The organism is Shewanella sp. MBTL60-007 (assembly GCF_019654915.1).
Taxonomy (GTDB): Bacteria; Pseudomonadota; Gammaproteobacteria; order Enterobacterales; family Shewanellaceae; genus Shewanella.
The window spans coordinates 18,332-40,319 of sequence record NZ_BPET01000057.1 but is presented as its reverse complement, the minus strand read 5'-3'; the positions used below and the strand labels follow the sequence as shown (position 1 = coordinate 40,319).

Genomic DNA, 21,988 nt, shown 5'->3' with positions numbered 1-21,988 from the left:
GATAATGTGAGTTTTAGAGTGTGAACGTGGCGGAGATTAGCAGGTTAACCAAAAGGTTTTAGTATTGAACTGAGCTCATCATAGGGGCTGTTGAAATTCAGCTCTGCACTGAGGTTGGTGTCAGGTTTGCTCACTAAGTGGTTACCTATCAGTTGTAAGTGTAAGCCTCTGGATTTAAACACTTGTTGAATATCATGCCAAGATTTAGGTTGTTCTGCTGTTATCTTGCCAAGCTTTTGATTTAAAAAAACCTCTGGAGTCAATCCTACCCCAGAAAAAAGCTGGCCATCAGGGGTATAAGTTAAGCCTGCACTAAACTGAATTTGAATACCGCTATTGGGTAAGGTCAAATTATGTAACGGCCCCAGATTACCTGAAGTGGTTTCTCCTATTAATGTTACGTGTGGCAAATGTGCAGACGCCAACGCTATCCATTCACACTCTTGTTCGCAGCTGGAATCCACATGGAGAAACAGTGGAACTTGTTCTGAAATGCTAGGGAGTATAGGTAGAGTTGATGGGCTGTTGCGCCGAACAAGAAAGTGACTAAAAGCTTTACTTGGATTTAACTGATTGTCAAAACCTTGGTTTTTGAGTGTCGTTTGCTCAAAAAAGTCTAAATCGGTCATTGGAATATATTGGCTCGCAATACGATCGGCTCTAGCATGAGCAAATCGCTTGTATTGCATTACAGCAAGAGTCGTTGAGTGAAGGGAGGTGCTTTGGTTAAAGTGTTTGTTTAACCAAGCCATAAGTAGAGGTTGTGGTTGCTTTATCGCACGAATATCCACAATTAAAGCGCTAGGGGAGACGGATTCTTGTTGACGGTACAGATGTTGGTTAAGTGTCGCTATGTTATTAGCATCGACTTTTGCTGGCAGGCGTAAAATGAGCTCTTGGTTTGGTGGTGCTGATATCGGCATTTTAGAGGTGGCGACTAAAGCGAGTGACCTCTGTATGTGGGTTTCGCCATCAGACAGGGTTAATAATGCGTGACTACTGTGTTTTAAACCTATCTCGATTCTCAGTTGAACAATTTGAGTTAACCATTGGGCTTGGGCAGCTGTTGATTGTTTTAAAGACCCCGCAAGGTAGGCTTCACTTGCTTGTTGCCAGCGTTTAATTGGTAAGCCATCAATATGGGAAAGGTAAGGAAATTCGGCGTCTATGAGCTCCCCTTCTGGTGTGAATGCTAACCAATATTGACCATCAAAATGTAAGTTCACTGGAAGCTTGTCTACTACCGTTTTATTAGGGAGTAGCGCTTTGGCTGCTGGGTCATTAAGTTGGCTAAGTAGTTTTTGAAGTTGGCCTTGTAGTTGTTCTTGGCTATTAAAACCTTGGGATTGCTCGATAAGCCTAGCGGCAATTTGACTCATTTTTATTTGTTGCTTAGGTGCGATAGCTGCAAAGGATGAATGTTGATTTATTACTTGCAGCAGTAGTTTTATATCTTGTTGATATTGATGAAAGCTTAGTTGGTTTCTGACTTTAGTTGGAGCAAAGGAAAGGTAACTGAGTAGCATTGCGCTAACACAGATAAGCAAGAGAAATGCGTTAAATATACCCTTATAGCTCAAAGTCATAACCATCCTTGTTAAGGCAGGCTTAGCGCTGTGCTTTTAGCCTGCTAAAGACGCTTTTGATATTGAGCTAACGTTGTCGATTAAAAGGTGTCGACTATAAGATATCGTTAATCGAAACCCCAATACCTATGCGTTGGTTATGTACATTGTAGTCGATTAAACTTTCACCGTAGCCATTAAAATATTGAGTATAAAGTCTTAAGTTACCCAAGATCGGGTAACTCCAGGTGAATTCTAGAGCGCCATAGTTAGGTTTTTTTATGTAATTACGCACCATCAGAGTAAATCTATGTTCATTGAGGCCATATACGCCTTTGAGCTCTAGGTTACCCATGTAATCGGTAATATCTGGGTTGTCATCGCCCTTTGGAGAGCTTGGCGTCTCTTTTTCATCTTCTGGAATACGCCACCAAGCCTTAGCTTCAAGGGCAAAGGGGCCATTATCAAATACCATCATGCCATATAAGCGATTCCAGCTACGTGATTTTGAACCCGACTGACCATTGGATTGGTGTACGGCGCCAAGGCCCCAAAAAGAGTTTTTCAGCGGACCCAGCTGCCAGTCATTGGTAAAGAGCATGAAGATCTCTGGTTCGTGATTAGTTTCTCTAAAAGGCGAGGAGATATCTTTGTTGTATACCTGCCAATAGGATTGGTTGGTATAAGCCGCAAACAGGTGACCGTTGTCACCAAAGACGTTGTGCCATAGTGGAAACTTAAAGCTGATCTGAAACTTGGCCTCCATGTTATCTAAGGTGAAGGGATGCTCGGCGGCATCTTTTTCAAAAGGGGCCATATTGGGGGATTTGCTGTAGGTCACAGGCAGAATATAGTTAACCTTATGGGGGGTAATGACGTAAGGCAGCTCGTCAGTAGCACTTTCTTCTGAGATCCGTTTATCAACCAGTGACTCTTCTCTTTTAGGCGTAACCTCGATGTTGGTTTCGCTTTCTTCACTCTTACTTGCTTGAGTCTCGCTTTGAGCATAAAGGCTAAAAGAGCAGCACAAGCCAGAGGCTAAGAGTAGCGCAGCTAATTTGTTCATCGTATTCCCTGATTTTATCTAAGCAGTTTTGTCTTCTTATGTGGAAGATTCTACCTAGCACAATGCTGAATTAACAGTTGTTTAGCAAATCGGCAACTGTGGCAGCATGGTTGTTTGCGTTGGCTTAACTTGGATTAACCACATATTTATTAATCAAAAACAGCGCCAATATTAGATCTAAATGCAATAAGTTAGTGCAAAAAGCCACCATGATTTTCACTTAGTTGAAAAGACTCATTGCCTTATTGGATTTAACGCTTTTTATACAAGGTGTTACATATTACACCGCCACATCTATCTACAGCCTTGCATCTCTTAAATAACTAAAAGTTATAAAAGGTAATAAATACATATTTATTATGGAATAAGCAGGCGGCTATATTTCACTACAAGAATTCAGAGTGAGGTAGCGTGATGGAGATTGTAACTTTACCCGGTCAAGCCGCTGGAGGAAAAGTATGGCTAGTGGGAGCGGGGCCTGGTGATGTCGATCTACTGACAGTAAAGGCTTATCGGGTGCTACAAAACGCCGATGCGGTGCTTTACGACGCGCTCGTCAGTGATGAGATCTTGGCATTGCTCCCAAAGCATGCCGAGAAAATTGCTGTAGGTAAACGCGCTGGTCTTCACAGTGCGGCGCAGAGCGAGATTAATCAGCTACTGGTCACTAAGGCCTATACCCGCAAAAACGTAGTTCGGCTAAAGGGCGGAGACCCATTTATTTTTGGTCGCGGTGGTGAAGAGCTAGAAACCATCGTTGACGCTGGCATCGACTTTGAGGTGGTGCCCGGTATTACTGCAGCAAGTGGCACGGCGGCTTATGCCGGCATTCCGCTAACCCATAGAGATTACGCTCAAGGTGTGAGCTTTATCACTGGCCACTGCAAGCTTGAGAGCCGCCCTATGGATTGGCAGAGTTATGCCAACCCTAATAATACCTTAGTCATCTACATGGGTATTTTGAATGCAGATCTAATTAAAACTGGCTTGCTTAATGCTGGTAGATCGGCGCAAACCCCTGTCGCCCTTGTCTCAAAGGCGACGACTAGCCAGCAACGTGTGTTTACCGGTCGCTTAGATAACCTTGATGAACTTGCCAGCCACCCGGAACTTGTGATGCCAGCGCTGATGGTGATAGGTGAGGTGGTTGAGCTCGCAGATAGCCTAAATTGGTTTACGCCGCACACACAAAAAAGCCAGCTCAAAAGTCACGAGTTAGCTGCAATAACAAGATAATTGATTGAAGAATACGGAGAATTAGCATGGCCGCGAAAGAGTTAAGCCATTTGCAACAACTGGAAGCTGAGAGCATTCAAATTATTCGCGAAGTCGCGGCAGAGTTTGATAATCCTGTGATGATGTACTCCATTGGTAAGGACTCATCGGTGATGCTGCACCTTGCTCGAAAAGCATTCTATCCAGGGAAAATTCCCTTTCCTTTGCTCCACGTCGATACCGACTGGAAGTTTAAAGAGATGATCGCCTTTCGCGATGCTCAGGCCAAAGAGTTTGGCTTCGAGCTACTAGTCCACAAGAATCCAGAAGGGCTTGCGATGGGCATTAGTCCATTCGAGCATGGTAGTGCCAAGCATACCGATATCATGAAGACCCAAGGGCTTAAACAGGCGCTGAATAAGTACGGTTTCGATGCCGCTTTTGGTGGTGCTCGCCGTGACGAAGAGAAGTCGCGTGCCAAGGAGCGTGTCTATTCATTCCGTGATAAGCACCATACTTGGGATCCTAAAAATCAACGCCCAGAGCTGTGGCGTACCTATAACGGTGCGGTTAATAAGGGCGAAAGCATTCGTGTATTCCCACTGTCTAACTGGACTGAGTTGGATATTTGGCAATATATCTACCAAGAAAACATCCAGTTAGTACCGCTGTATTTTGCCCAGAAGCGTCCGGTCGTTGAGCGCGATGGCATGATGATCATGGTCGATGACGACAGAATGCCACTGGAAGAAGGTGAGCAGCCTAAAGAGGAGTTGGTGCGCTTTAGAACACTGGGCTGCTATCCGCTAACGGGGGCGATGCATTCTGAGGCCGATACCTTAGAGAAGATTATTGAAGAGATGCTGCTGACCCGTTCGAGTGAGCGTCAGGGTCGTCTTATCGACTCAGATCAAAGCGCATCGATGGAACTGAAAAAACGTCAGGGCTATTTCTAAACCCAGCCATCTAATGGATGAATGTGGATGAAGAATTCTAAGGAATCATTATGAATCAAGCAGTAAGTAATAACGCACGCCTGGCGGCTGAATTGGAAGATCTGGGCGTAAAAGAGTACCTGTCACTACAGCAAAATAAGGGGCTGTTACGTTTCTTAACCTGCGGCAGTGTCGATGACGGTAAGAGTACCTTGATAGGTCGCCTATTACATGACAGCGCGCAAATTTATGAAGATCAGTTAGCGAGCCTGAAAAGCGACAGTGCCAAGCTTGGCACTACCGGCGAAGAGGTTGATCTTGCGTTGCTGGTCGATGGTCTGCAAGCCGAGCGTGAGCAGGGGATCACCATAGATGTGGCTTACCGCTATTTCTCAAGCGACAAGCGTAAGTTCATTATTGCCGACACCCCGGGTCATGAGCAGTACACTCGCAACATGGCAACAGGAGCCTCGACCTGCGACTTAGCGGTGATCTTGGTGGATGCACGCTATGGGGTACAGACCCAGACGCGTCGCCATGCCTTTATCGCATCGCAGCTCGGTATTCGTCACTTCGTTGTGGCGGTTAATAAGATGGATCTATTGGGCTTTGACGAGAAGGTTTTCAACGATATCCAAGCCGAGTTTGCCCAGTTTGCCGAGCAACTCGGTGAAATCGATATTCGCTATGTGCCTCTGTCAGCCCTTAAGGGGGACAATGTTGTCGATGTCAGCAATCAAACCCCTTGGTATAGCGGCGGCACACTGTTAGAGCTACTCGAAACCATCGATACTCGCCGTGAACTAAACAGCTTACCTGTGCGTTTCCCTGTGCAGTATGTACAGCGTCCCGATCTGGATTTTCGCGGCTTTTCCGGCACGCTTGCATCGGGTGTGATTAACGTGGGTGATGAGCTGGTGGCACTGCCATCGGGTAAACGTAGTAAGGTTGCCCGCATCGTGACTTTCGATGGCGATCTTGAGCAGGCGATTGCGGGGCAAGCGGTGACCCTCACTTTAGAAGATGAAATCGATATCTCAAGGGGCGATCTACTGTCGCAGGTGACAGATGCACCCGCACTTGCCAATATTGTCAGCGCCGATATTGCATGGATGGATGAGAAGCCACTGCAAATCGGCCAACTATATGACTTGAAGGTCGCAGGCAAGAAACTGCAAGCCAGCGTCACAGGGGTTGAATACCTAGTGGATATTAACACCCTTGAGCGCAACAGCAGTGATGCAATCGGCCTTAACGATATGGCGCGAGTGACCCTTGAGCTTAATGAGTCTATCGCCATCGATCCATACACCTTAGTGCGTGATACTGGCGGCATGATCTTAATCGACCGTTTATCGAACGCGACGGTGGCGGCAGTGATGGCGGTATCGAGCAGCAAGGCCCAAAAAACGGCTCCGCAGTACAGTGATTTTGAGTTAGAGCTCAATGCGCTTATTCGTAAGCAGTACCCTCACTGGCAAGCAATCGATATCAGCAAGGTTGAACGTTAATCATGACTGATTTGTGGGTGTTATCGTGCATATTATTTGCCTTAGTCGCTGCCTTAATGGCGGGGCTATGGACACCCGCAGCACTATTTTTTATCGCATCGTTAACGACTTACCTGCTGGGTATGGTGGAGCTTGAAACCGCTTTAGCCAGTTTTACCAATGCCAGCCTAGTGACTCTTGTGCTGCTGATCATGTCGACTGCAGCATTGGAAAAAACCTCGCTACTGGGTAAGTTGAGTCAAGTGGTAGGGCGTGGTTCCTTGGCATCGACCATGGCCAAACTCGGACTCTCTACTGCCTTGTTATCGTCGTTTACCAATAATACTGCGGTGGTGGCTTCGCTCATTGGGGTGGTGCGCCGAAACCAAGCCCATGCGCCTGCTAAGTTGTTATTGCCACTGTCTTACGCGGCGATCTTGGGGGGGACACTCACGCTAATTGGCACCTCGACCAATTTGATTGTTAACTCCTTTGTAGAAAACGCAGGACTTGTGCCTTTAGGTTTCTTCGAGTTTTCGATGATTGGCATAGTGATTGTCACTGCTGGAGTAGGCTTGTTAGTGCTACTGGCTAACTTGTTGCCCGATAGACGCGATGAGAGTCTGGATGAAACTTTACCCTATCTGCTCGAAGCCAGAGTAGCGAAAGAGTCACAGCTGATAGGTAAGAGTGTACAAGACAATCGTTTACGCGCCCTTAAAAAGCTTTATTTAGTGGAGCTTGAGCGCAGTGGCATTCGCATCTGTCCTGTGCCGCCGCACTTTGTGTTGCAGAGTGAGGATATTTTGCGATTTAGCGGCGCGGTGGAGTCGGTTGAGCTGCTGCATCAGTTTGATGGCTTAGAGTGGTTTGGTAAGCAGCAGGCCAAGGGGCAAAATCTGATTGAAGCTGTGCTTGCACCTAGCTCAACCTTAGTCGGGCGCTCACTAAAAGAATCGACCTTCAGAGAGAAATTTGATGGCGCGGTTTTAGCTATCCGTCGTGGTCATCAGCCTTTAAAGGGCGGCCTTGGTGATATCCAGTTACAGGCTGGGGACGTATTGCTGGTCACGCCTGGCGATGGCTTTTGCCGTAACACTAAGCTGGCCTCTGAATTTGCTGCGGTGAGTGGCTTAGACTTGAGTGTTAGGCTAGACCCTCGCCGCAGTCAGTGGGTTCTTGGTGGCTTTTTAGTGACGATTTTGGCCAGCCTGACAGGCGTATTGCCATTAGTTAAGGGACTTATCTTGCTCTTGATGAGCTATATCACCATTGGTGCGGTGAGCCTATCTGAGCTTAAAAAACGTTTTCCTTTTGAGTTGGTGGTGATTGTTGGTAGCGCTTTGAGCTTGGCTAACCTGATGTTATCGACTGGGCTTGCCGATGATATCGCCGCATTTATTTTGGGGGCGATCAATGGTTACGGGGTCTTTTCGGCATTTGTGGCCGTGTACTTGATGACACTACTATTGACGGAACTTATCACCAACAATGCCGCAGCAGCGCTCTCTTTTCCTGTGGCCTATGCCATCGCCCTAAGTTATGGCGTCGATACTCGGCCGTTTATTCTCGCCGTAGTGTTTGGTGCCAGCGCCAGTTTTATTTCGCCCTACGGTTACCAGACCAACTTGATGGTCTATAGCGCGGGTAATTATCGTTTCAGTGATTTTTTGCGTGTGGGTTTACCTTTGTCACTACTTTATTCGGCAATCGTATTGTTATTAGTTCCAGTATTTTTTCCATTTTAGCTTGTTCTGTTTAAGGCTAATGGCGCAGATGGTGTTAGCTCGTTTGGTTAACTACTTTATAGATTAGATTTTTTGGAGTTTTTATGTCTGATATCGTTTGGCACCAACACAGTATTGATAAGCAGTCTCGGGCGTTGCAGAAGGGACAAAACCCTATCTTGCTATGGTTTACCGGTTTGTCGGGCTCGGGTAAATCCACTTTGGCGGGGGCGTTAGAGCGTGCATTATTCGATGCAGGTTTTCATACCTATCTGCTAGATGGCGACAATGTGCGCCATGGTTTGTGCAAAGATCTCGGCTTTAGCGCGGATGATCGCGACGAGAACCTACGTCGTGTCGGTGAGGTGGCAAAACTCATGGTCGATGCTGGTCTTGTGGTGTTGTCGGCCTTTATCTCGCCGACAAGGGAGGAGCGTGAGCGTGTACGGGCATTGTTCGATGCGGGGCAATTTATCGAGGTGCATGTGTCGACGCCATTAGAGGTGTGTGAAGCTCGTGATCCTAAAGGTTTATATAGTAAGGCGCGCGCTGGCGAGATCAAAGATTTCACAGGGATCTCTGCGCCCTATGAAGATCCAACAGCTGCCGAGCTAACTATAGATACCAGTAAGGGGGACTTAGCGACCCAAGTGAGCGCTCTGCTAGATTATTTAGCGGCGATTCAGGTGATTGATTCAGAGAAGCTAAAAAAAGCGGTTTAGGTTATGTGACTCTTTGGCTGAGCTATTCAATTTTAAAGTCGCGAGAGAAAAGCGCCTTCATCGCCTTGATATAATCTTTATCGGTATTGAAAGGGATAAGCTGCGCCAACTCATCGCCAATGGGGGTAAAGCGGTAGTAGCTGAAAAATAGCTGGCCGCTTTTTGGTGTTAGCTTGAGCCTTAGATCGCTGAGAGAGAAACTGATCGGCGTCTTACTGCTAAGTAAGCCCGTCTCAAGCTCACTGCGATGTAAAATGCCCGCCTCGACCAAGGTTAAAATATTGGAATAGGGTAGGCCAAATTGGGACAGGCCGATATTGGTTGATGTTGGCTTCTTAAAGAACTGGCCTAAGCCTCCTGCATGCTTAAAGCCGATGATTAGCTTGAGGCGTGACTCATTATTAACCAGTACCGACATGGCGAGGGCTTTCTCTAAGATCTGCGCTTCTTTATGAGTGAGCTGTTTAAGTGTTGCTAAGGTGCGTAGACTAAAATTGCCCGGTGAGGTGATTTCATTGGCTAAAATCCTGCCCCACAACTCCTGCATCTTACGATTATGAATTTGCTCGGCCAGCTTAAAAAACTGGTGGGCCCAGTCCGGATCTAAGTCCACTCCGGTGACATCCGATGGTGTGTGGCTAATGGCTATTTTATAGATGGTTTCAAGGTTCTCTTGATACTGACACGCCTGCTTTTGCGCCCTAAAAGCGGCGCGTTCACCAATTGATGCGCTGCTGGCACGGTAGTCATCTTCGCTGGCTAACCCCAGCATACGCCCTAGTAGCAGTGCTTTCTTGCGCGCAGAAACCCCTGTGGCCTTGTTGCTCTCTTTTACTGTTGGTTTAGCTGCGACTTTAGCTGCTTCTGTTACTGTTTCAACCATGCTCTATTACTCACCGTCACAAGCCGTGCTTGCTGTTATCTGGGCAGTTATTATTTTTATGACTATCTATTTGATAACCAGCTAATTTATAGAATTAGCCCTAGTTTGCACTACTTTACCAAAGTGTGCGACCTCTGTGCCTGGCTGTGGATGCCGGGGCACGTTAATCGCCAGCAGAAGTGAACACAATGCAAAGCCTGCGCCGATATAAAATACCATTTGTGGCGATGTTAGCCATAAGAATCCGAGTAATGCGGGGATCACAACCGCTGCGATGTGGTTAATCGTGAAACTCACCGACATAGTGGCTGCAATATCTTTCGGGTCGGCTATTTTCTGAAAATAAGTCTTCATAGCAATGGCCATAGCAAACAGCAGGTGATCAATGACATATAGTGCTGCGGCGAATTGGGGTTGCTCAACAAGAGCGTAACTGACAAATACTGCAATAAGGCCAACATATTCAATGGTTAATGCATTTCGCTCACCAATGCGGCCAATAAAACGACCAATAGTCGGTGCAAATAGTAGGTTCACCACATAGTTGATGAGAAAGAGTGAGGTGATTTGGGTGATACTATAGCCAAACTTTTCGACCATCATAAAGCCAGCAAACACCATGAATATTTGCCGTCTTGCGCCAGAAAAGAAAGTCAGTAGATAGTAAAGCCAATAGCGCTTTCTGAGGATAATTTTTTTGTGCTGCATCTCCCCTTGGTTAAAGTTAGGGAAGTAGTAACTTATGCTCAGCACCATCAGCAAGCCGAGTGCGCCGATAATGGCATACATCCATTGATAATCAAGCTGTAGCCAGCTCATTATCACCCAAATACTGGCATATCCACCCAGAGCAGCAGCACTACGCCATGCTAATGCTTTACCCATAAATGCTGCTGTGTCTTTTTTATCTACCCACTGTAGCGTTAGAGACTGATTAACGGTTTCAAAATAATGAAAGCCGACAGACATTAACACTGTGGTGATATATAGGCCCAATACCTGCGGGAAAAAACCGGTAATCGCCACGCCAATGCAGAGTAGTGCTAGTGATAACAGTGCAAATGCTTGCTCGCGGATCAGCAGTAAAACAAAAATTGCAGTAAAGGCCAAGAACCCGGGAACTTCACGTAGACTCTGCAATATGCCAATTTCAGCACCAGTAAATTGAGCGCGTTCGATAACGAAGTTATTAAGCAGAGCCTGCCAAACAGCGAACACCAAAGACATGATAAAGGTCATCCATAACAGCAGTTTTTGTGGTTCGTTTCTCATCGGGATCCCTATCAGCTACTGAGAAAAAGTTACAGACAGTACAGGTTAATTTTACAGATTTCGGTGAAAAGGCAGTATACATGAGTCTGTTGCGATTATTAGATAAGATGACTATCAAGCAGAATATTATCGTAGCTAGATTGAGCTGATTTTCATCCTAGTCGTGTCAATCGCTATCTTGTCACTTTGAAAAATCCCTCCCTATCTCAGTATTGTGAGCTGTCATCCTGCTCTTCTCTTTAGTCGTTTATTTCAGTTTTACATATTTCGTTATTGATACTTAATTTGAACTTTAGTACCAAATGTAAGTTTTAAGTAAAGGGTAATGCAAATCATTCTCATTAAATGTAATTTGTCTGCGAATTTAGGGGGAGCTGTATAAGTTATTGATAGAGTAGAGAGAGCGCCTGAAAGTAGATATTTTACTTTATTCTCGATGCTTTATTGATTGGCTTGCAGCGCAGAATCAAAGTGAGAGACGTTTATGAAGTCCATTTCAAAGCATGCCAAGTTGAACATGCTAGCGTTAGCTATTGCATGCGCGTTTAGTAGTAGCGCGGTATCAGCAAGCGATCCAGAAGCATTAGCGGCAGCGATCGCTAAGCAAGAAGCAGAGCTAACTGCCTTAAAAACACAGTTACAACAGTTAGCACAGCAGCAAGCTTTAGCTACAAGTCAAGCCGATCAAGTCGCAGTAACGTCTAAGCAAAAGCCACTTGGAGATAGCCAAACTAGCCACTGGGATAAGTTTTCGTTTAAGTCCTATGGCAGCGTTATTTATACCAGTGATGAATATTTTGACAATGTTCAAGACACCAGTCCCGAGCGTCGTAGTCGCTTCGATCTAGAGCGGATAGTGACTGAGTTTGGTTACCAGTTTAATGATGAATGGGACATGGAAGTCGAGATCGAATATGAACATGGTGGCACAGGTACCGCACTAGAATATGACGGCTTCGATGAGTTCGGTGAGTTTGAAGCCGAAGTGGAAGCCGGCGGCGAAGTGATGATCGAGAAGGCACAAATTCGCTACCGTCCAAGCGATGCTTTTGGGGTGAAGTTCGGTAATATTCATTTGCCTGTCGGCCTAAGTAGTACACTGCACAAACCTAGCCAATACCTAACAGTGCAGCGACACAAGAGTGAAGCTGCGATGCTGCCTGCGGTTTGGAATGAGAACGGTATTGGTATCTTTGGTGAAGTCGCTAATTTTCATTACCAAGCCCAAGTGGTTAGCGGTTTAAACTCGGAATATTTCCGTACCTATGATTGGGTCGCCTCAGGCCATCAAAAGCGCTTTGAACACGTTAATGCCGATGATCTCGCCTATGTGATTCGCCTCGATTACGGCAACTTTAAAACTGGCTCAGCCATCGGTGCTTCCTATTACTACGGCAATACCAGCGGGAATCGTCATAAGACCAACAAGCTAAGTGCCGATGGCACAGTTGAAATCCTCTCTGTTGCAGGTGCTTTTGTCGAAGGGCCGTGGATCTTACGTGGCCAATATCTTTACGGAACGTTAAGTGATAGCGATGCCATCACTCAAGCGAATAAAACCACGCCGGGACTCAAGCCGGGGAACTTTGCTCAGCTAGGCTCTAAATCTGAAGCTTTCTTCGTTGAGGCGGGAGTCGACCTTAGCCATTTCACATCGGTTCCGGTCACGGTATTTGCCAATATCGATTACTCCAACCCACTAAAAGAGGTGGAGACTGGCACGGCGACAAAACGCTATGAAAACACTTGGATTAGCGCAGGTGTTAACTATTTCCCAATTCCTGAAATTGTGATTAAAGCCGAAGCCGGCGTACAGCAGGTGGCAGTCGCATCGATTCCTGATACCAACTTTTTCGCCTTAGGCGTTGGTTACCAATTCTCACTTTAATTTAATGACTTACTACATGGAGTTTTCAATGAAACATTATACTCACTCGGCACTTGCCATCGCTCTAATCTCTGCTCTGACTGCATGTGGCGGTTCAGGCTCAAATGACTCTACACCTGTGGTTGTGCCTGAAACAGGTTTTACTTTCTCGGCTACTGAGATGGTAACGAACCTAGCCGATGATGTGATTGTGGCTGGTTACTCAAATCTTGCTGCGAGCGGCGAAGCTATGTTGTTAGCGACCCAAACACTGGTCAACACACCGACTCAGACGAACCTAGAGGCGGCACAAGAGGCGTGGAAAGCGGCACGTCAGCCTTGGGAGCAGGGAGAGTCGCATATCTTCGGACCAGTCGACTCACTGGGTATCGATCCACATCTTGATAGCTGGCCGCTGAACACCACTGATTTAACCACTGTGCTGGCCAATAACACTGGCTTTGATGCCGAAACCATTAAGGGGTGGAACGATGATGTACAGGGCTTCCATACCATGGAATACCTTTTGTTTGGTGACGGTGTCGCCGATAACACTAAGACCATTAGCGAGCTAACGGTTAATGAGCGTGATTACCTGATGGGACTCGCTGAAGTGTTCCGAGACTATACCAAGACGCTCGATGATGCATGGCAGGTGAGTCACGATGGTCAATCGGGGAAGGCTTATGCTGAACTGCTTAAGAAGCCAGGCGTCGATGGCAATACCTTCTACAGCTCAGAAGTGGGAGTGGTAGAGGAGCTAGTGAACGGCATGATTGGTATAGTCGATGAGGTAGGTAACGGTAAGATTGCCGATCCTTTTGGTGAGTCACTCGAAAAGGCCGATACCTCAAAAGTTGAGTCGCAGTACTCTTGGAACTCATTGAGAGACTTTAGCGATAACATTATTGGTGTACGTAACGTTTATCTCGGTGAGCTAGAAGGTAATGCAGACAAGCAAGGGATCATCGATTTCGTCAATGCGGCTAATCCTGATTTGGCGGCGCGAGTTAAGACAGAGATTGATGATGCCATCGCTAAAATTAACGCCATCGCTGGTGATAACAATATGCCGTTCCGTCAGGCAATTTCTGATGTCGATGGCCGTGTGCGTATTCAAACAGCCGTCGATGCATTGACTAAGCTACAGGCGAGCTTGGAGTCAGATGTGCTGCCACTGCTAAAGGATTGGAATATCTAAATAGTAGGTGTTTAAGGGGGCCAGAAGGCCTCCTTTTTATCACATAAATCCCCTATTTTTTAAGGGGGTAATTTCTTTGTGTCCAAGGTGGTTAGCCCTTTCAATATCGGGAGTTGCGCTAATGAGATTAAACCGTGTGTGGAACAGCTGATGACAGAAAAACGAAATCAAAACAGTAATCATATTGGCTTTCGAAGGAGCTTCCTTAGTCGCTTGCTCTTGCTTAGCCTTGCGGGCTTAACCGCTTGTGGTGGCAGCGGTGATGACGCACCAAAGCCAGAAGAGAAAGTTTACCCAGCCTATACCGACATTAAGGCCAGTGGCGGCGATACAACTACCTTTGACGCTTCAGAGTCAGGCCATGGCTTTTCAACGCCAGCCCCCAACCTAAGCGCCGAGGAGTTAGCGCTGCACCTTGAGGGTGATTTAAGCTTTGAAACCGCCTTTACCACAGCGCCCAATAGCGCTCATCCTGAGCTCGATGGTTTGGGGCCGGTATTTAATAATGCGGACTGTAACTCGTGCCATCAACGAGATGGGCGTAACTCGACCCCTATTGTACCTGCTGGTAAAAATCGAGTTAAATTAGGCTCGGATGCGGGGATCTTCTTAAGAATAAGTCAGGCGTCAGACGAGCCTTGCCTCGTTGGCAGCGCGGCCAATGATTACTGCGCCCCTATTCCTGTACCAGATTTTGGTGGTCAGCTGTTTCACCGCGGCGTGCTACAAGCTCGTGATGATTGGCAACAAAATCAGTTTGTTGGGCAAGCCGATGTTTACCTGTCTTACCAAACTAAGGTTGTTACCTATAGCGACGGCACCAGTGTGACCTTGAAGAAGCCCCTGTTTGAGGTGGAAAACCCTTATGATGCACCGGGCGAGACTAAAGCTAGCAGTAACGTGACTTCTAACTTGCTACAAGATGACGTGTTAATGGGCTGGCGTAATGGCATGCCTGTGTTTGGTTTAGGCTTGCTAGAGGCTATTCCTGAAGCGGATATCTTGGCTAATGTCGATGCCGAGGATAGCGATAATGATGGTATTTCGGGTCGAGCTAACTATGTGTTTGATGCGATTAAGGAGAAGGCGGGGGATAGCCATCCAGTTTCTCTAGGGCGCTTTGGCTGGAAGGCCAATACCCCAAGTGTGCGGGTACAATCTCTAGGGGCACTGCGTGGCGATATGGGGATCACTAACCCGTTATTTCCAGACGAGAGCATAGCTGGCACTGCGCTGCACGATTCTTACTTAGCGCGCACGGGTTATGTCGACACGGGAGAGGGCGTGGACGGTGAGCCGGAAGCGAGTGCTGAGTTTAGCGACTCAGTAGTATTTTATGCCGAAACTTTAGCAGTCCCAGCAAGGCGTAATATTGATGATGCGGATGTGCGAGAGGGAGCTAGGCTGTTCGAGCAGCTTAACTGCAGCGGTTGCCACACACCTAGCTTTGTGACAAAGGCATCGGGAGAGATTGGCGGGCGTGAGATGAGTGCTGGTCACAAGAGCCAAACCATCTACCCGTTCACAGATCTGCTATTGCACGATATGGGGGAGGAGTTAGCCGATGGGCGACCCGATTTCTTAGCCGATGGCACTGAATGGCGAACCCGTCCATTATGGGGGATCGGTCTGACGCAAACTGTAAATCCACAAGCCGGATTTATGCATGATGGTCGTGCAGCGACCTTAGAGGAAGCCATTCTATGGCATGGGGGAGAAGCAGAGAAAAGTCAGCAAGATTTTATGGCGTTGACGGCGAAGGAGCGAGCACAAGTTATTGATTTTTTGATGTCCCTATAACCAAATCGCTATTTGTTCAATAGCTTTTTACAATTGTGTCAACAAAAGCGGAGCTTTCTCTTTGAGAATGCTCCGCTGTTGATTTTGTGAGATAGGTAAAGCTTATTCGATTTATTGCACCGCGCCTCGTGATCTGTTTCATGTAATCTTCTGGGTAAATACCCTATGATTTATATAGATTTCATTCACTTTCAATTTCGATCCTTAGGAGGATGTCTGGTGAGCAAAATTCTTATCGTTTACTCTAGTGTGCATGGCCAGACTCGTAAGATTTGCGGTTATCTGGAAGATAAATTGAAAGCGGTTGGCAACAGTGTCACTGCGGTGAATATTGCAGAAAAGGTCGACTTAGGTGAGTTTGACAAAATTATTATCGGGGCGAGTATCCGTCATGGTAAACATAACCCTGCAGTTTACGACTTTATTGATGCTCATAAGGCGGAGCTTGAGCAGAAGCCGAGTAGCTTTTTTTCAGTTAATTTAGTGGCTCGTAAACCATTAAAAAATACAGCCGAAACCAACCCATATATGCGTGCCTTCTTTGAAAAGTCGCCTTGGGTGCCCGATCTTGCAGAAGTATTCGGTGGTAATTTGAACTACCCTAGTTACGGCGCGATGGATAGGAATATCATCCGCTTTATCATGTGGATCACTAAAGGGCCAACCGCAGCGGATACCAATATTGAGTATACCGACTGGAATAAGGTTGATGCCTACGCCGACTCTATTCATCAGTTGGCGGTAACGGCTTAAGCTGAGGAAGATATATGGCGCAGTCGACGTTTAAACGCTTAGCGAGAAAGTATATTGATCTGCAGCATGTGCTCATCATTATTACTAGCGCCTATCTTATTTTGACTAGCGGTTGGATCTTGATTGGTCGACGCCTGCGTCCTAATGCATCATTTTGGGATCAGAGCCATGTCTATCTTGGGCTTATTGCTGCCTTCTTATCGATTACCTTTCTGATTACCACTTGCCTTAAAGGCAAGTGGCGCCAATACTTTCCTTGGTTAGTCGGTGACTTTTCACAGCTTAAAGCTGACATCCTAGGCTTTTTTAAGGGCAAGATCCCCATCGCTGGTGGACGCGGTTTATTTAGCGTGGTCGAAGGTGTAGGTATGCTGCTATTTTTAGCCGTCGGTGTCAGTGGTATCGCTTGGTTTGCGACCCAAGGTAGCAGCGATGCCTTGATGTGGCGCGGTTACCATATCCATCTGGCACAGGCCTTTATTGGCTTTATTGTGGTGCATGTTATTTTTGCTTGCTTGCATCTATTGGACTTTTTTAGAAACTAATCTTAGCCCCAGGTTTCACACCAGTTTGCAAACAAACTTGATTAGCCTTCGAATGAAGGCTGATTACATTTATCTTGGATTCATGTTACTTGGTAGCGAGTTCTGTGTTGCTGCTTCATCGCTATCAATCGCCTACAGGCCTTTGGAACCACTTTTGTTGGATACCACTCTCAGCATAAAGATATAACGAGTCAGCATCGGCTTATGTTGATTTGCTAAATCAGCTCGAAACTCGGGGTAAAACATTACTTTCAAATGTTCAGGTTTTTCTTTAACTTAACTTATATTAAGTAAGAAGGAACTGATTAAGTAAGGATTCACTTTGCGGCCGACCGTTGTTCATCTTATCGATGATACTAAGCTTGGTGGCGTCAATCTGGCGCTAGAGAGCTTGGCTGCCTCTAGGTTAAATCAAAGCTATCTCTTTAAGTTAATCTATCGAGAGTTTTCTCTTCCCTCATTTAGGCGCTATGTTGCCGATATTATCGTGGTACATGGGGCATTAAGTTGGCTAAAAATTCCCGCAATGCTAGCGCTTAGACTTGCTAATCTTGGTACACCGATACTCTATCAAGAACACCATTATAGCCGTGAGTTTGTGGCTCACAGGGTCGCTCACCCTAAACGCTTTTACACTATGCTCCGGTTTGGTTATGGATTGATGGATCGAGTGTTACTGGTCTCAGATGCGCAGAGGCGTTGGCTCGAAAAGAACGCCATTCTGGCTACTGAAAAAATGCGATGTGTGGGTCAGGCAAAAGCGCTAAACCAGTTTATCGCCCTAGCTAATCGGCCTTTCTCTTTACCGCTTAAGTTGGTGGCTTATGGGCGGCTCAGCCAGCAAAAGGGGTTCGATCTATTAATTCAGGCGATGGCAAAGTTACCTGCAGACAGGGTAAACCTAACTTTGGCTGGCGAAGGTGAGGATGCACCTATGCTATCGGCGCTAGCTAAACCTCTACCCCATGTTAGTTTGGTTGGGGAGGTCGAAGATGTACCGCAGTTTTTAGACTCTGGCGATATTGTCATTATTCCTTCTCGTTGGGAGCCGTTTGGACTCACTTGTTTAGAGGCGGTTGCGGCGGGTAAAGGCGTTATCTTGTCTAATGTTGATGGACTAGGCGACCAAATTGCACGGCTGCAGATAAATGGTTGTGGCTATCAAGTGATTGAAGAACTGTCTGTTGAGGGGATTGTGCAGGTGATTAATCATGTATTAAATCAACGGCTCAATGGTGAGCTATTTGAGATAAACAGTGCACAACGCCAGTCATGTGAGCAGGTATGGGAGCAGATGCTGAGTCAGTGGGAACAGACACTAGAAGAGGTGCTTGATTCACACAATTAAGGCGAGAAGATAGCAGATCGAAAAAGGCGCTAAATAGCGCCTTTTTACGTTCAAGGATTGAGATTATTTGTGCTCAATCGCTAGGTAGTTCATTAGGTCGATTAGCTCGCCTAGAGTACGGATAGAGCCCATGTTAATTGCGTATTTATCGTTAACGATGAACGCAGGAACGCTTTGTACTCTAAATTCACGTTGCTGCTTACGCCATAGGGCTAGCTTCTCATCGGTTTCTTTACTATCAGCGACTTTGTCATACTGAGCAGAGTCAATACCGAACTTAGCAAATACGGCTTTGATGTCGTCACGGCTCTTTAGTGGCTCTTCATGCTTATGGCCTGGTGCGCTGTGATCGTGCTTCTCACCGTTAGCGCCTTGGATCACTTCAAACATAGCGTCAGTTAAAGGTTGCTTTGGTCCAAGCTTTTGAATGACGGCAAGAGAGCGCATCACTTCAGTGTTGATTGCTGTATTAGCGAAATCAACGTGCTTGCTGTCAAAGGTGATCTGCTTGTTTAGGTTAGCTTTGATGTCCGCTAGGTACATCTTTTCCATGTTGAAACAGTTACCACAGTAAAACGAGTAGAACTCAGTTAGCTTTGGCTCGCTGCTTGGGGCTTTATCTGAAACAACAGTAAAGTGCTTACCTTCGATAAATTGTGCGGCAAAGCTGCTCATTGGAGCAACGGCAAGTGTTAACGCTAAAGCAATATGTTTAATCAAGCTAGTGTCCTCTAGGTGACGTTAGTCTAAGTAGTCGAGCGATAACGAATAATACAAATATTATTCATCCGTTACAGCAAATTACATTGTTGTTAAGAATAAAACCAGATGCTTAATTATGACTGAATTTGCCTATTAATACATGCTTTAGAGTGTGACCCATATAGTGATTTTAAGCGGAAGCAGAGGTTTTCATTTTAATTTTTGCCAAGCTTCACAATCTGAGTGAAATTTTAAAAAAAAGCCGTGTATTTGGGGAACTAATTGCAATTCTTAAGCTGCAGGCACTGACTCGCAAGATAGGGCTTAGTTTTTGGGTGAGCAGTATTGAGCGCTAATTATTAAGCGCATCACCAGTAACCTGACTAAGCTTAAACAGAATATGGACTCTATTTATGTTCATTTTACTAAATATATAGCTTTAATTTATGAGTCAATAAACTCAATTTAGAGCTAGGTTAGGTCTTAGGGGGAAAGGGCTTGAATAATCAATCGCAACTATTCATTGCCACATTAGGGATTGTCAGTTCAAGCTTGGCTATAAATGCACAAGCTACAGATTGGCGTATCGCACTTGGCATTCACGATACCATAGTCGATCAGGCGAATTCTCACACATTTGGTGCCCATGCTGGTTTTTATATTGCTCATAAAACACAATCAGAGCTACTTTGGCAGGGTGAGATAGATATCTTTATCGATCATGATACAGACAAGCTGGATCCCGACCATATCCCTATTTGGTTTCAAAGCGCTTTTTCAGTCGATGGTAACTTGTATCGTTTCTCTGAAGTGATGAACTTGCAGTGGCAAGTGACGCTAGAGGGCAAGCGTAATACGGTTAGCTCTATAGAAGGGCTGGCTAAAATCTTCCCCGGTATAGTGGCTAGATACGATAATGAGCGCGTTTATGCGGGGTTTGAGCTTGCAGCGGGTTATTACATGTTGGAGTTTGACGATGATGTACCAAGAGAGCGGGGCTATGATCGCGAAGATTTTCAAAATAAAACAGGTGCCTATTCAGTCGCTTTAGATACTCGCTTACCCCTTGGTGATACTTTTGATCTTTATGCTAAGGCGCAAACTTGGAATGACGGTAGCGATTGGTTGGAAAATAAGGTTTCAGGCGTTTTGAGCTACCATTCTGATAGTTTAGCTGAGGACAGCGAGATTAAGCTAAGTGTGGAGCATAGCGAATATAATCTCGACCCTTATGATATTAGAGATAAGAACTCACCAGACTATTTACCGATTCTGCCCTGGGATAGAGACATCCTAGTTAGAGTCTATATCGATATGCCTTGGGGGTAGGGGCTTAGGATGAATCAGTTTAGATAGTGAAAAGCCATGCATGCATGGCTTTTTTATGGCCAGTTAATAGTACAACTTATCTCGCTAACTAACTCAAAAAGCTTAACGCAAGGATCTTAGCGGCAGAGTTTAGGGAGCAACAAAGTCGTCTAATAGAATCACATCAAATACGCCACTTGTTTCAGTATCAACAGCTGCAACACCATAGATGCCACCATTTTCTAAACTGATAGGCAGTGGGCCTATAGCAATTGTTTTGGTTCCTGCTACCGCCACACTAACCACATAGTCTCCGGCTGTAACACTCAAGCTACCAGTGGCCCTAAAAGGTACGCCTTCCAGTACTGGTGAGGTATTTGAAATATCATCGGTTGCAGTTAAATAGATATCAACCTCAGGTGCGGAGTATGCTGCATGTGAAACAGTCAATCTTGCTTCAGTTGCCACTTTTCTGGTTTGCTCCATGATGACCCAAGGTTCAATTTGGTTATCGGTGAGAGAGCCCGTTGCTAGAATTGAGTAGCTGCTTCCTGGCGCAAGTTCAAATGGAGCCTTATCAATGACGACGATGTTGTTGTCGGCACTCGCTGCTACAGTGGCTGTGTGCTCACCGGCGGCAATGTTGACGTAACCCGCAATACCTTTAAACATCAAGTCTGTGATTGCAGCTGTACTGCTTCCGTCTAAGAAGACATCTACAGCTGGCGCATCAGCTACTGCGTGAATGACTCGAATATCACTGTTGGTTGATGTGTCGAAAAGTAATACTTGATCTTCAGGCAGTGCAACCAGCAATGCCACTGGCGACATACCAGTCCAAGTATTAGGTATCGCAGAGATAAAGTAGTCGCCCTGAGCATCTAATGTAATAGCACCTGAATCATAGACTGCGTCCTTTAAGCCTGATGCTGTAATGCGTATCTGGTAATCTGATACTGGTAATTCAAGTTGTGGACTTACATCCATGTAGTTAGCCGATAACGTTGGTTGCATCATGCTGATATCGGCATCTGGCTCGGTTACATAGACATCGACAAGGCCTACTGCTGGGGAGGCGTGCAGTACTTGTACACGGGCATAGTTTGCTGCAATTTCTTGCTCTGGGTTAGCGATTAGTTTAAGCATAAGAGATTCATCTGCTACGTTACCTAATGCCACTGCTGTGTATTCGATGTCTGCTTCAGCTTCTAAATCTGCAGTAAGCACGGTTGTTGTCGTACCGTCTGGAAGTTGGGCATCAACAGCAACAGCATAGCTGCCACTGGGTACCGTAGCTAAACCACTGGACATGGCATAATCGACATCATCAACAAAACTGGCTCCATTGGCCATGATGTCGACTAACGGAGCATCACTACCTGCGTGGATCACCCTAATTTCTGATTCAGAGATTTCAACCAGAGTGGGGGGAGTGATGGTGTTATTGTCATCGTCACTACTACACGCAGCTAAACCCAAAACAGATAGGGTTACAATGGAGAAAGAGCGTAAGAAAGGGGTTAAAAGTTTCATTGCCTTATTCCTTGATGTTTGGTTTCGACAATCACTACGTAGCCGAAACTTATCAG

Annotated in this window: 18 protein-coding genes; 12 read left to right on the top strand and 6 right to left on the bottom strand. The window is 46.0% G+C overall.

What is annotated here, in order from left to right:
• Positions 1-44: 44 nt before the first annotated feature.
• A complete protein-coding gene (locus K5Q92_RS18955) occupies positions 45-1,586 on the bottom strand; it encodes a hypothetical protein (RefSeq protein ID WP_220770452.1) in 1,542 nt (513 codons plus the stop codon).
• Between the two features lie 94 nt (positions 1,587-1,680).
• Positions 1,681-2,631, bottom strand: coding sequence for a phospholipase A (locus tag K5Q92_RS18950; RefSeq protein WP_220770451.1), 951 nt, complete (start codon positions 2,629-2,631; stop codon positions 1,681-1,683).
• Between the two features lie 414 nt (positions 2,632-3,045).
• Here K5Q92_RS18950 and cobA point away from each other — a divergent pair, with 414 nt between their 5' ends.
• The 5 genes from cobA to cysC all read left to right on the top strand — a co-directional run bounded on the left by cobA (position 3,046) and on the right by cysC (position 8,720).
• Complete coding sequence (gene cobA, locus K5Q92_RS18945) at positions 3,046-3,867, top strand: uroporphyrinogen-III C-methyltransferase (protein WP_220770450.1); 822 nt, start codon at positions 3,046-3,048, stop codon at positions 3,865-3,867.
• A gap of 26 nt (positions 3,868-3,893) precedes the next feature.
• A complete protein-coding gene (gene cysD / locus K5Q92_RS18940) occupies positions 3,894-4,802 on the top strand; it encodes a sulfate adenylyltransferase subunit CysD (protein WP_220770449.1) in 909 nt (302 codons plus the stop codon).
• 50 nt (positions 4,803-4,852) lie between these two features.
• Complete coding sequence (gene cysN, locus K5Q92_RS18935) at positions 4,853-6,292, top strand: sulfate adenylyltransferase subunit CysN (RefSeq protein ID WP_220770448.1); 1,440 nt, start codon at positions 4,853-4,855, stop codon at positions 6,290-6,292.
• A 2-nt stretch (positions 6,293-6,294) separates the two neighbouring features.
• Entirely contained in the window at positions 6,295-8,019 is a 1,725-nt protein-coding gene (locus K5Q92_RS18930; protein ID WP_220770447.1) for an SLC13 family permease, read from the top strand.
• A gap of 83 nt (positions 8,020-8,102) precedes the next feature.
• Positions 8,103-8,720, top strand: coding sequence for an adenylyl-sulfate kinase (gene cysC / locus K5Q92_RS18925; protein ID WP_220770446.1), 618 nt, complete (start codon positions 8,103-8,105; stop codon positions 8,718-8,720).
• Between the two features lie 22 nt (positions 8,721-8,742).
• Here the strand turns inward: cysC and K5Q92_RS18920 are convergent, their stop codons facing one another.
• Together K5Q92_RS18920 and K5Q92_RS18915 are read right to left on the bottom strand one after the other, a co-directional pair.
• Positions 8,743-9,603, bottom strand: a complete 861-nt coding sequence (locus K5Q92_RS18920) for a TIGR03899 family protein (RefSeq protein WP_220770445.1) — start codon at positions 9,601-9,603, stop codon at positions 8,743-8,745.
• Positions 9,604-9,684: 81 nt separating this feature from the next.
• Positions 9,685-10,875 carry an MFS transporter gene (locus tag K5Q92_RS18915; RefSeq protein WP_220770444.1) on the bottom strand — a complete coding sequence of 397 codons (1,191 nt, stop codon included), beginning with the start codon at positions 10,873-10,875 and terminating at the stop codon, positions 9,685-9,687.
• A 484-nt stretch (positions 10,876-11,359) separates the two neighbouring features.
• Here K5Q92_RS18915 and K5Q92_RS18910 point away from each other — a divergent pair, with 484 nt between their 5' ends.
• The 6 genes from K5Q92_RS18910 to K5Q92_RS18885 all read left to right on the top strand — a co-directional run bounded on the left by K5Q92_RS18910 (position 11,360) and on the right by K5Q92_RS18885 (position 18,389).
• A complete protein-coding gene (locus K5Q92_RS18910) occupies positions 11,360-12,763 on the top strand; it encodes a porin (RefSeq protein ID WP_220770443.1) in 1,404 nt (467 codons plus the stop codon).
• Between the two features lie 28 nt (positions 12,764-12,791).
• Positions 12,792-13,943 (top strand): imelysin family protein, encoded by a 1,152-nt coding sequence (locus K5Q92_RS18905; RefSeq protein WP_220770442.1) that lies wholly within the window; start codon positions 12,792-12,794, stop codon positions 13,941-13,943.
• Positions 13,944-14,093: 150 nt separating this feature from the next.
• Positions 14,094-15,743 (top strand): di-heme oxidoredictase family protein, encoded by a 1,650-nt coding sequence (locus tag K5Q92_RS18900; RefSeq protein ID WP_220770441.1) that lies wholly within the window; start codon positions 14,094-14,096, stop codon positions 15,741-15,743.
• Between the two features lie 219 nt (positions 15,744-15,962).
• Positions 15,963-16,496 carry a menaquinone-dependent protoporphyrinogen IX dehydrogenase gene (gene hemG, locus K5Q92_RS18895; protein ID WP_220770440.1) on the top strand — a complete coding sequence of 178 codons (534 nt, stop codon included), beginning with the start codon at positions 15,963-15,965 and terminating at the stop codon, positions 16,494-16,496.
• Positions 16,497-16,510: 14 nt separating this feature from the next.
• Positions 16,511-17,041, top strand: a complete 531-nt coding sequence (locus K5Q92_RS18890) for a cytochrome b/b6 domain-containing protein (protein WP_220770439.1) — start codon at positions 16,511-16,513, stop codon at positions 17,039-17,041.
• A gap of 322 nt (positions 17,042-17,363) precedes the next feature.
• Complete coding sequence (locus tag K5Q92_RS18885) at positions 17,364-18,389, top strand: glycosyltransferase family 4 protein (protein WP_220770438.1); 1,026 nt, start codon at positions 17,364-17,366, stop codon at positions 18,387-18,389.
• 63 nt (positions 18,390-18,452) lie between these two features.
• On the opposite strand, the gene K5Q92_RS18880 is transcribed toward K5Q92_RS18885, so the two are convergent.
• A complete protein-coding gene (locus K5Q92_RS18880; RefSeq protein ID WP_220770437.1) occupies positions 18,453-19,109 on the bottom strand; it encodes a thiol:disulfide interchange protein DsbA/DsbL in 657 nt (218 codons plus the stop codon).
• Between the two features lie 480 nt (positions 19,110-19,589).
• Here K5Q92_RS18880 and K5Q92_RS18875 point away from each other — a divergent pair, with 480 nt between their 5' ends.
• Complete coding sequence (locus K5Q92_RS18875) at positions 19,590-20,420, top strand: hypothetical protein (RefSeq protein ID WP_220770436.1); 831 nt, start codon at positions 19,590-19,592, stop codon at positions 20,418-20,420.
• Between the two features lie 129 nt (positions 20,421-20,549).
• Here the strand turns inward: K5Q92_RS18875 and K5Q92_RS18870 are convergent, their stop codons facing one another.
• Positions 20,550-21,932 carry a DUF4397 domain-containing protein gene (locus tag K5Q92_RS18870; protein WP_220770435.1) on the bottom strand — a complete coding sequence of 461 codons (1,383 nt, stop codon included), beginning with the start codon at positions 21,930-21,932 and terminating at the stop codon, positions 20,550-20,552.
• Between the last annotated feature and the right edge of the window lie 56 nt (positions 21,933-21,988).

What these genes read in the sequence shown, in the direction of transcription:
- cobA (WP_220770450.1), top strand. Translation starts at nt 3,046, where the DNA reads ATGGAGATTGTAACTTTACCCGGTCAAGCCGCTGGAGGAAAAGTATGG.
- K5Q92_RS18955 (WP_220770452.1), bottom strand. Translation starts at nt 1,586, where the DNA reads ATGACTTTGAGCTATAAGGGTATATTTAACGCATTTCTCTTGCTTATC.
- K5Q92_RS18920 (WP_220770445.1), bottom strand. Translation starts at nt 9,603, where the DNA reads ATGGTTGAAACAGTAACAGAAGCAGCTAAAGTCGCAGCTAAACCAACA.
- K5Q92_RS18870 (WP_220770435.1), bottom strand. Translation starts at nt 21,932, where the DNA reads ATGAAACTTTTAACCCCTTTCTTACGCTCTTTCTCCATTGTAACCCTA.
- K5Q92_RS18930 (WP_220770447.1), top strand. Translation starts at nt 6,295, where the DNA reads ATGACTGATTTGTGGGTGTTATCGTGCATATTATTTGCCTTAGTCGCT.
- K5Q92_RS18950 (WP_220770451.1), bottom strand. Translation starts at nt 2,631, where the DNA reads ATGAACAAATTAGCTGCGCTACTCTTAGCCTCTGGCTTGTGCTGCTCT.
- K5Q92_RS18900 (WP_220770441.1), top strand. Translation starts at nt 14,094, where the DNA reads ATGACAGAAAAACGAAATCAAAACAGTAATCATATTGGCTTTCGAAGG.
- K5Q92_RS18905 (WP_220770442.1), top strand. Translation starts at nt 12,792, where the DNA reads ATGAAACATTATACTCACTCGGCACTTGCCATCGCTCTAATCTCTGCT.
- K5Q92_RS18890 (WP_220770439.1), top strand. Translation starts at nt 16,511, where the DNA reads ATGGCGCAGTCGACGTTTAAACGCTTAGCGAGAAAGTATATTGATCTG.
- cysD (WP_220770449.1), top strand. Translation starts at nt 3,894, where the DNA reads ATGGCCGCGAAAGAGTTAAGCCATTTGCAACAACTGGAAGCTGAGAGC.
- cysN (WP_220770448.1), top strand. Translation starts at nt 4,853, where the DNA reads ATGAATCAAGCAGTAAGTAATAACGCACGCCTGGCGGCTGAATTGGAA.
- K5Q92_RS18910 (WP_220770443.1), top strand. Translation starts at nt 11,360, where the DNA reads ATGAAGTCCATTTCAAAGCATGCCAAGTTGAACATGCTAGCGTTAGCT.
- cysC (WP_220770446.1), top strand. Translation starts at nt 8,103, where the DNA reads ATGTCTGATATCGTTTGGCACCAACACAGTATTGATAAGCAGTCTCGG.
- K5Q92_RS18915 (WP_220770444.1), bottom strand. Translation starts at nt 10,875, where the DNA reads ATGAGAAACGAACCACAAAAACTGCTGTTATGGATGACCTTTATCATG.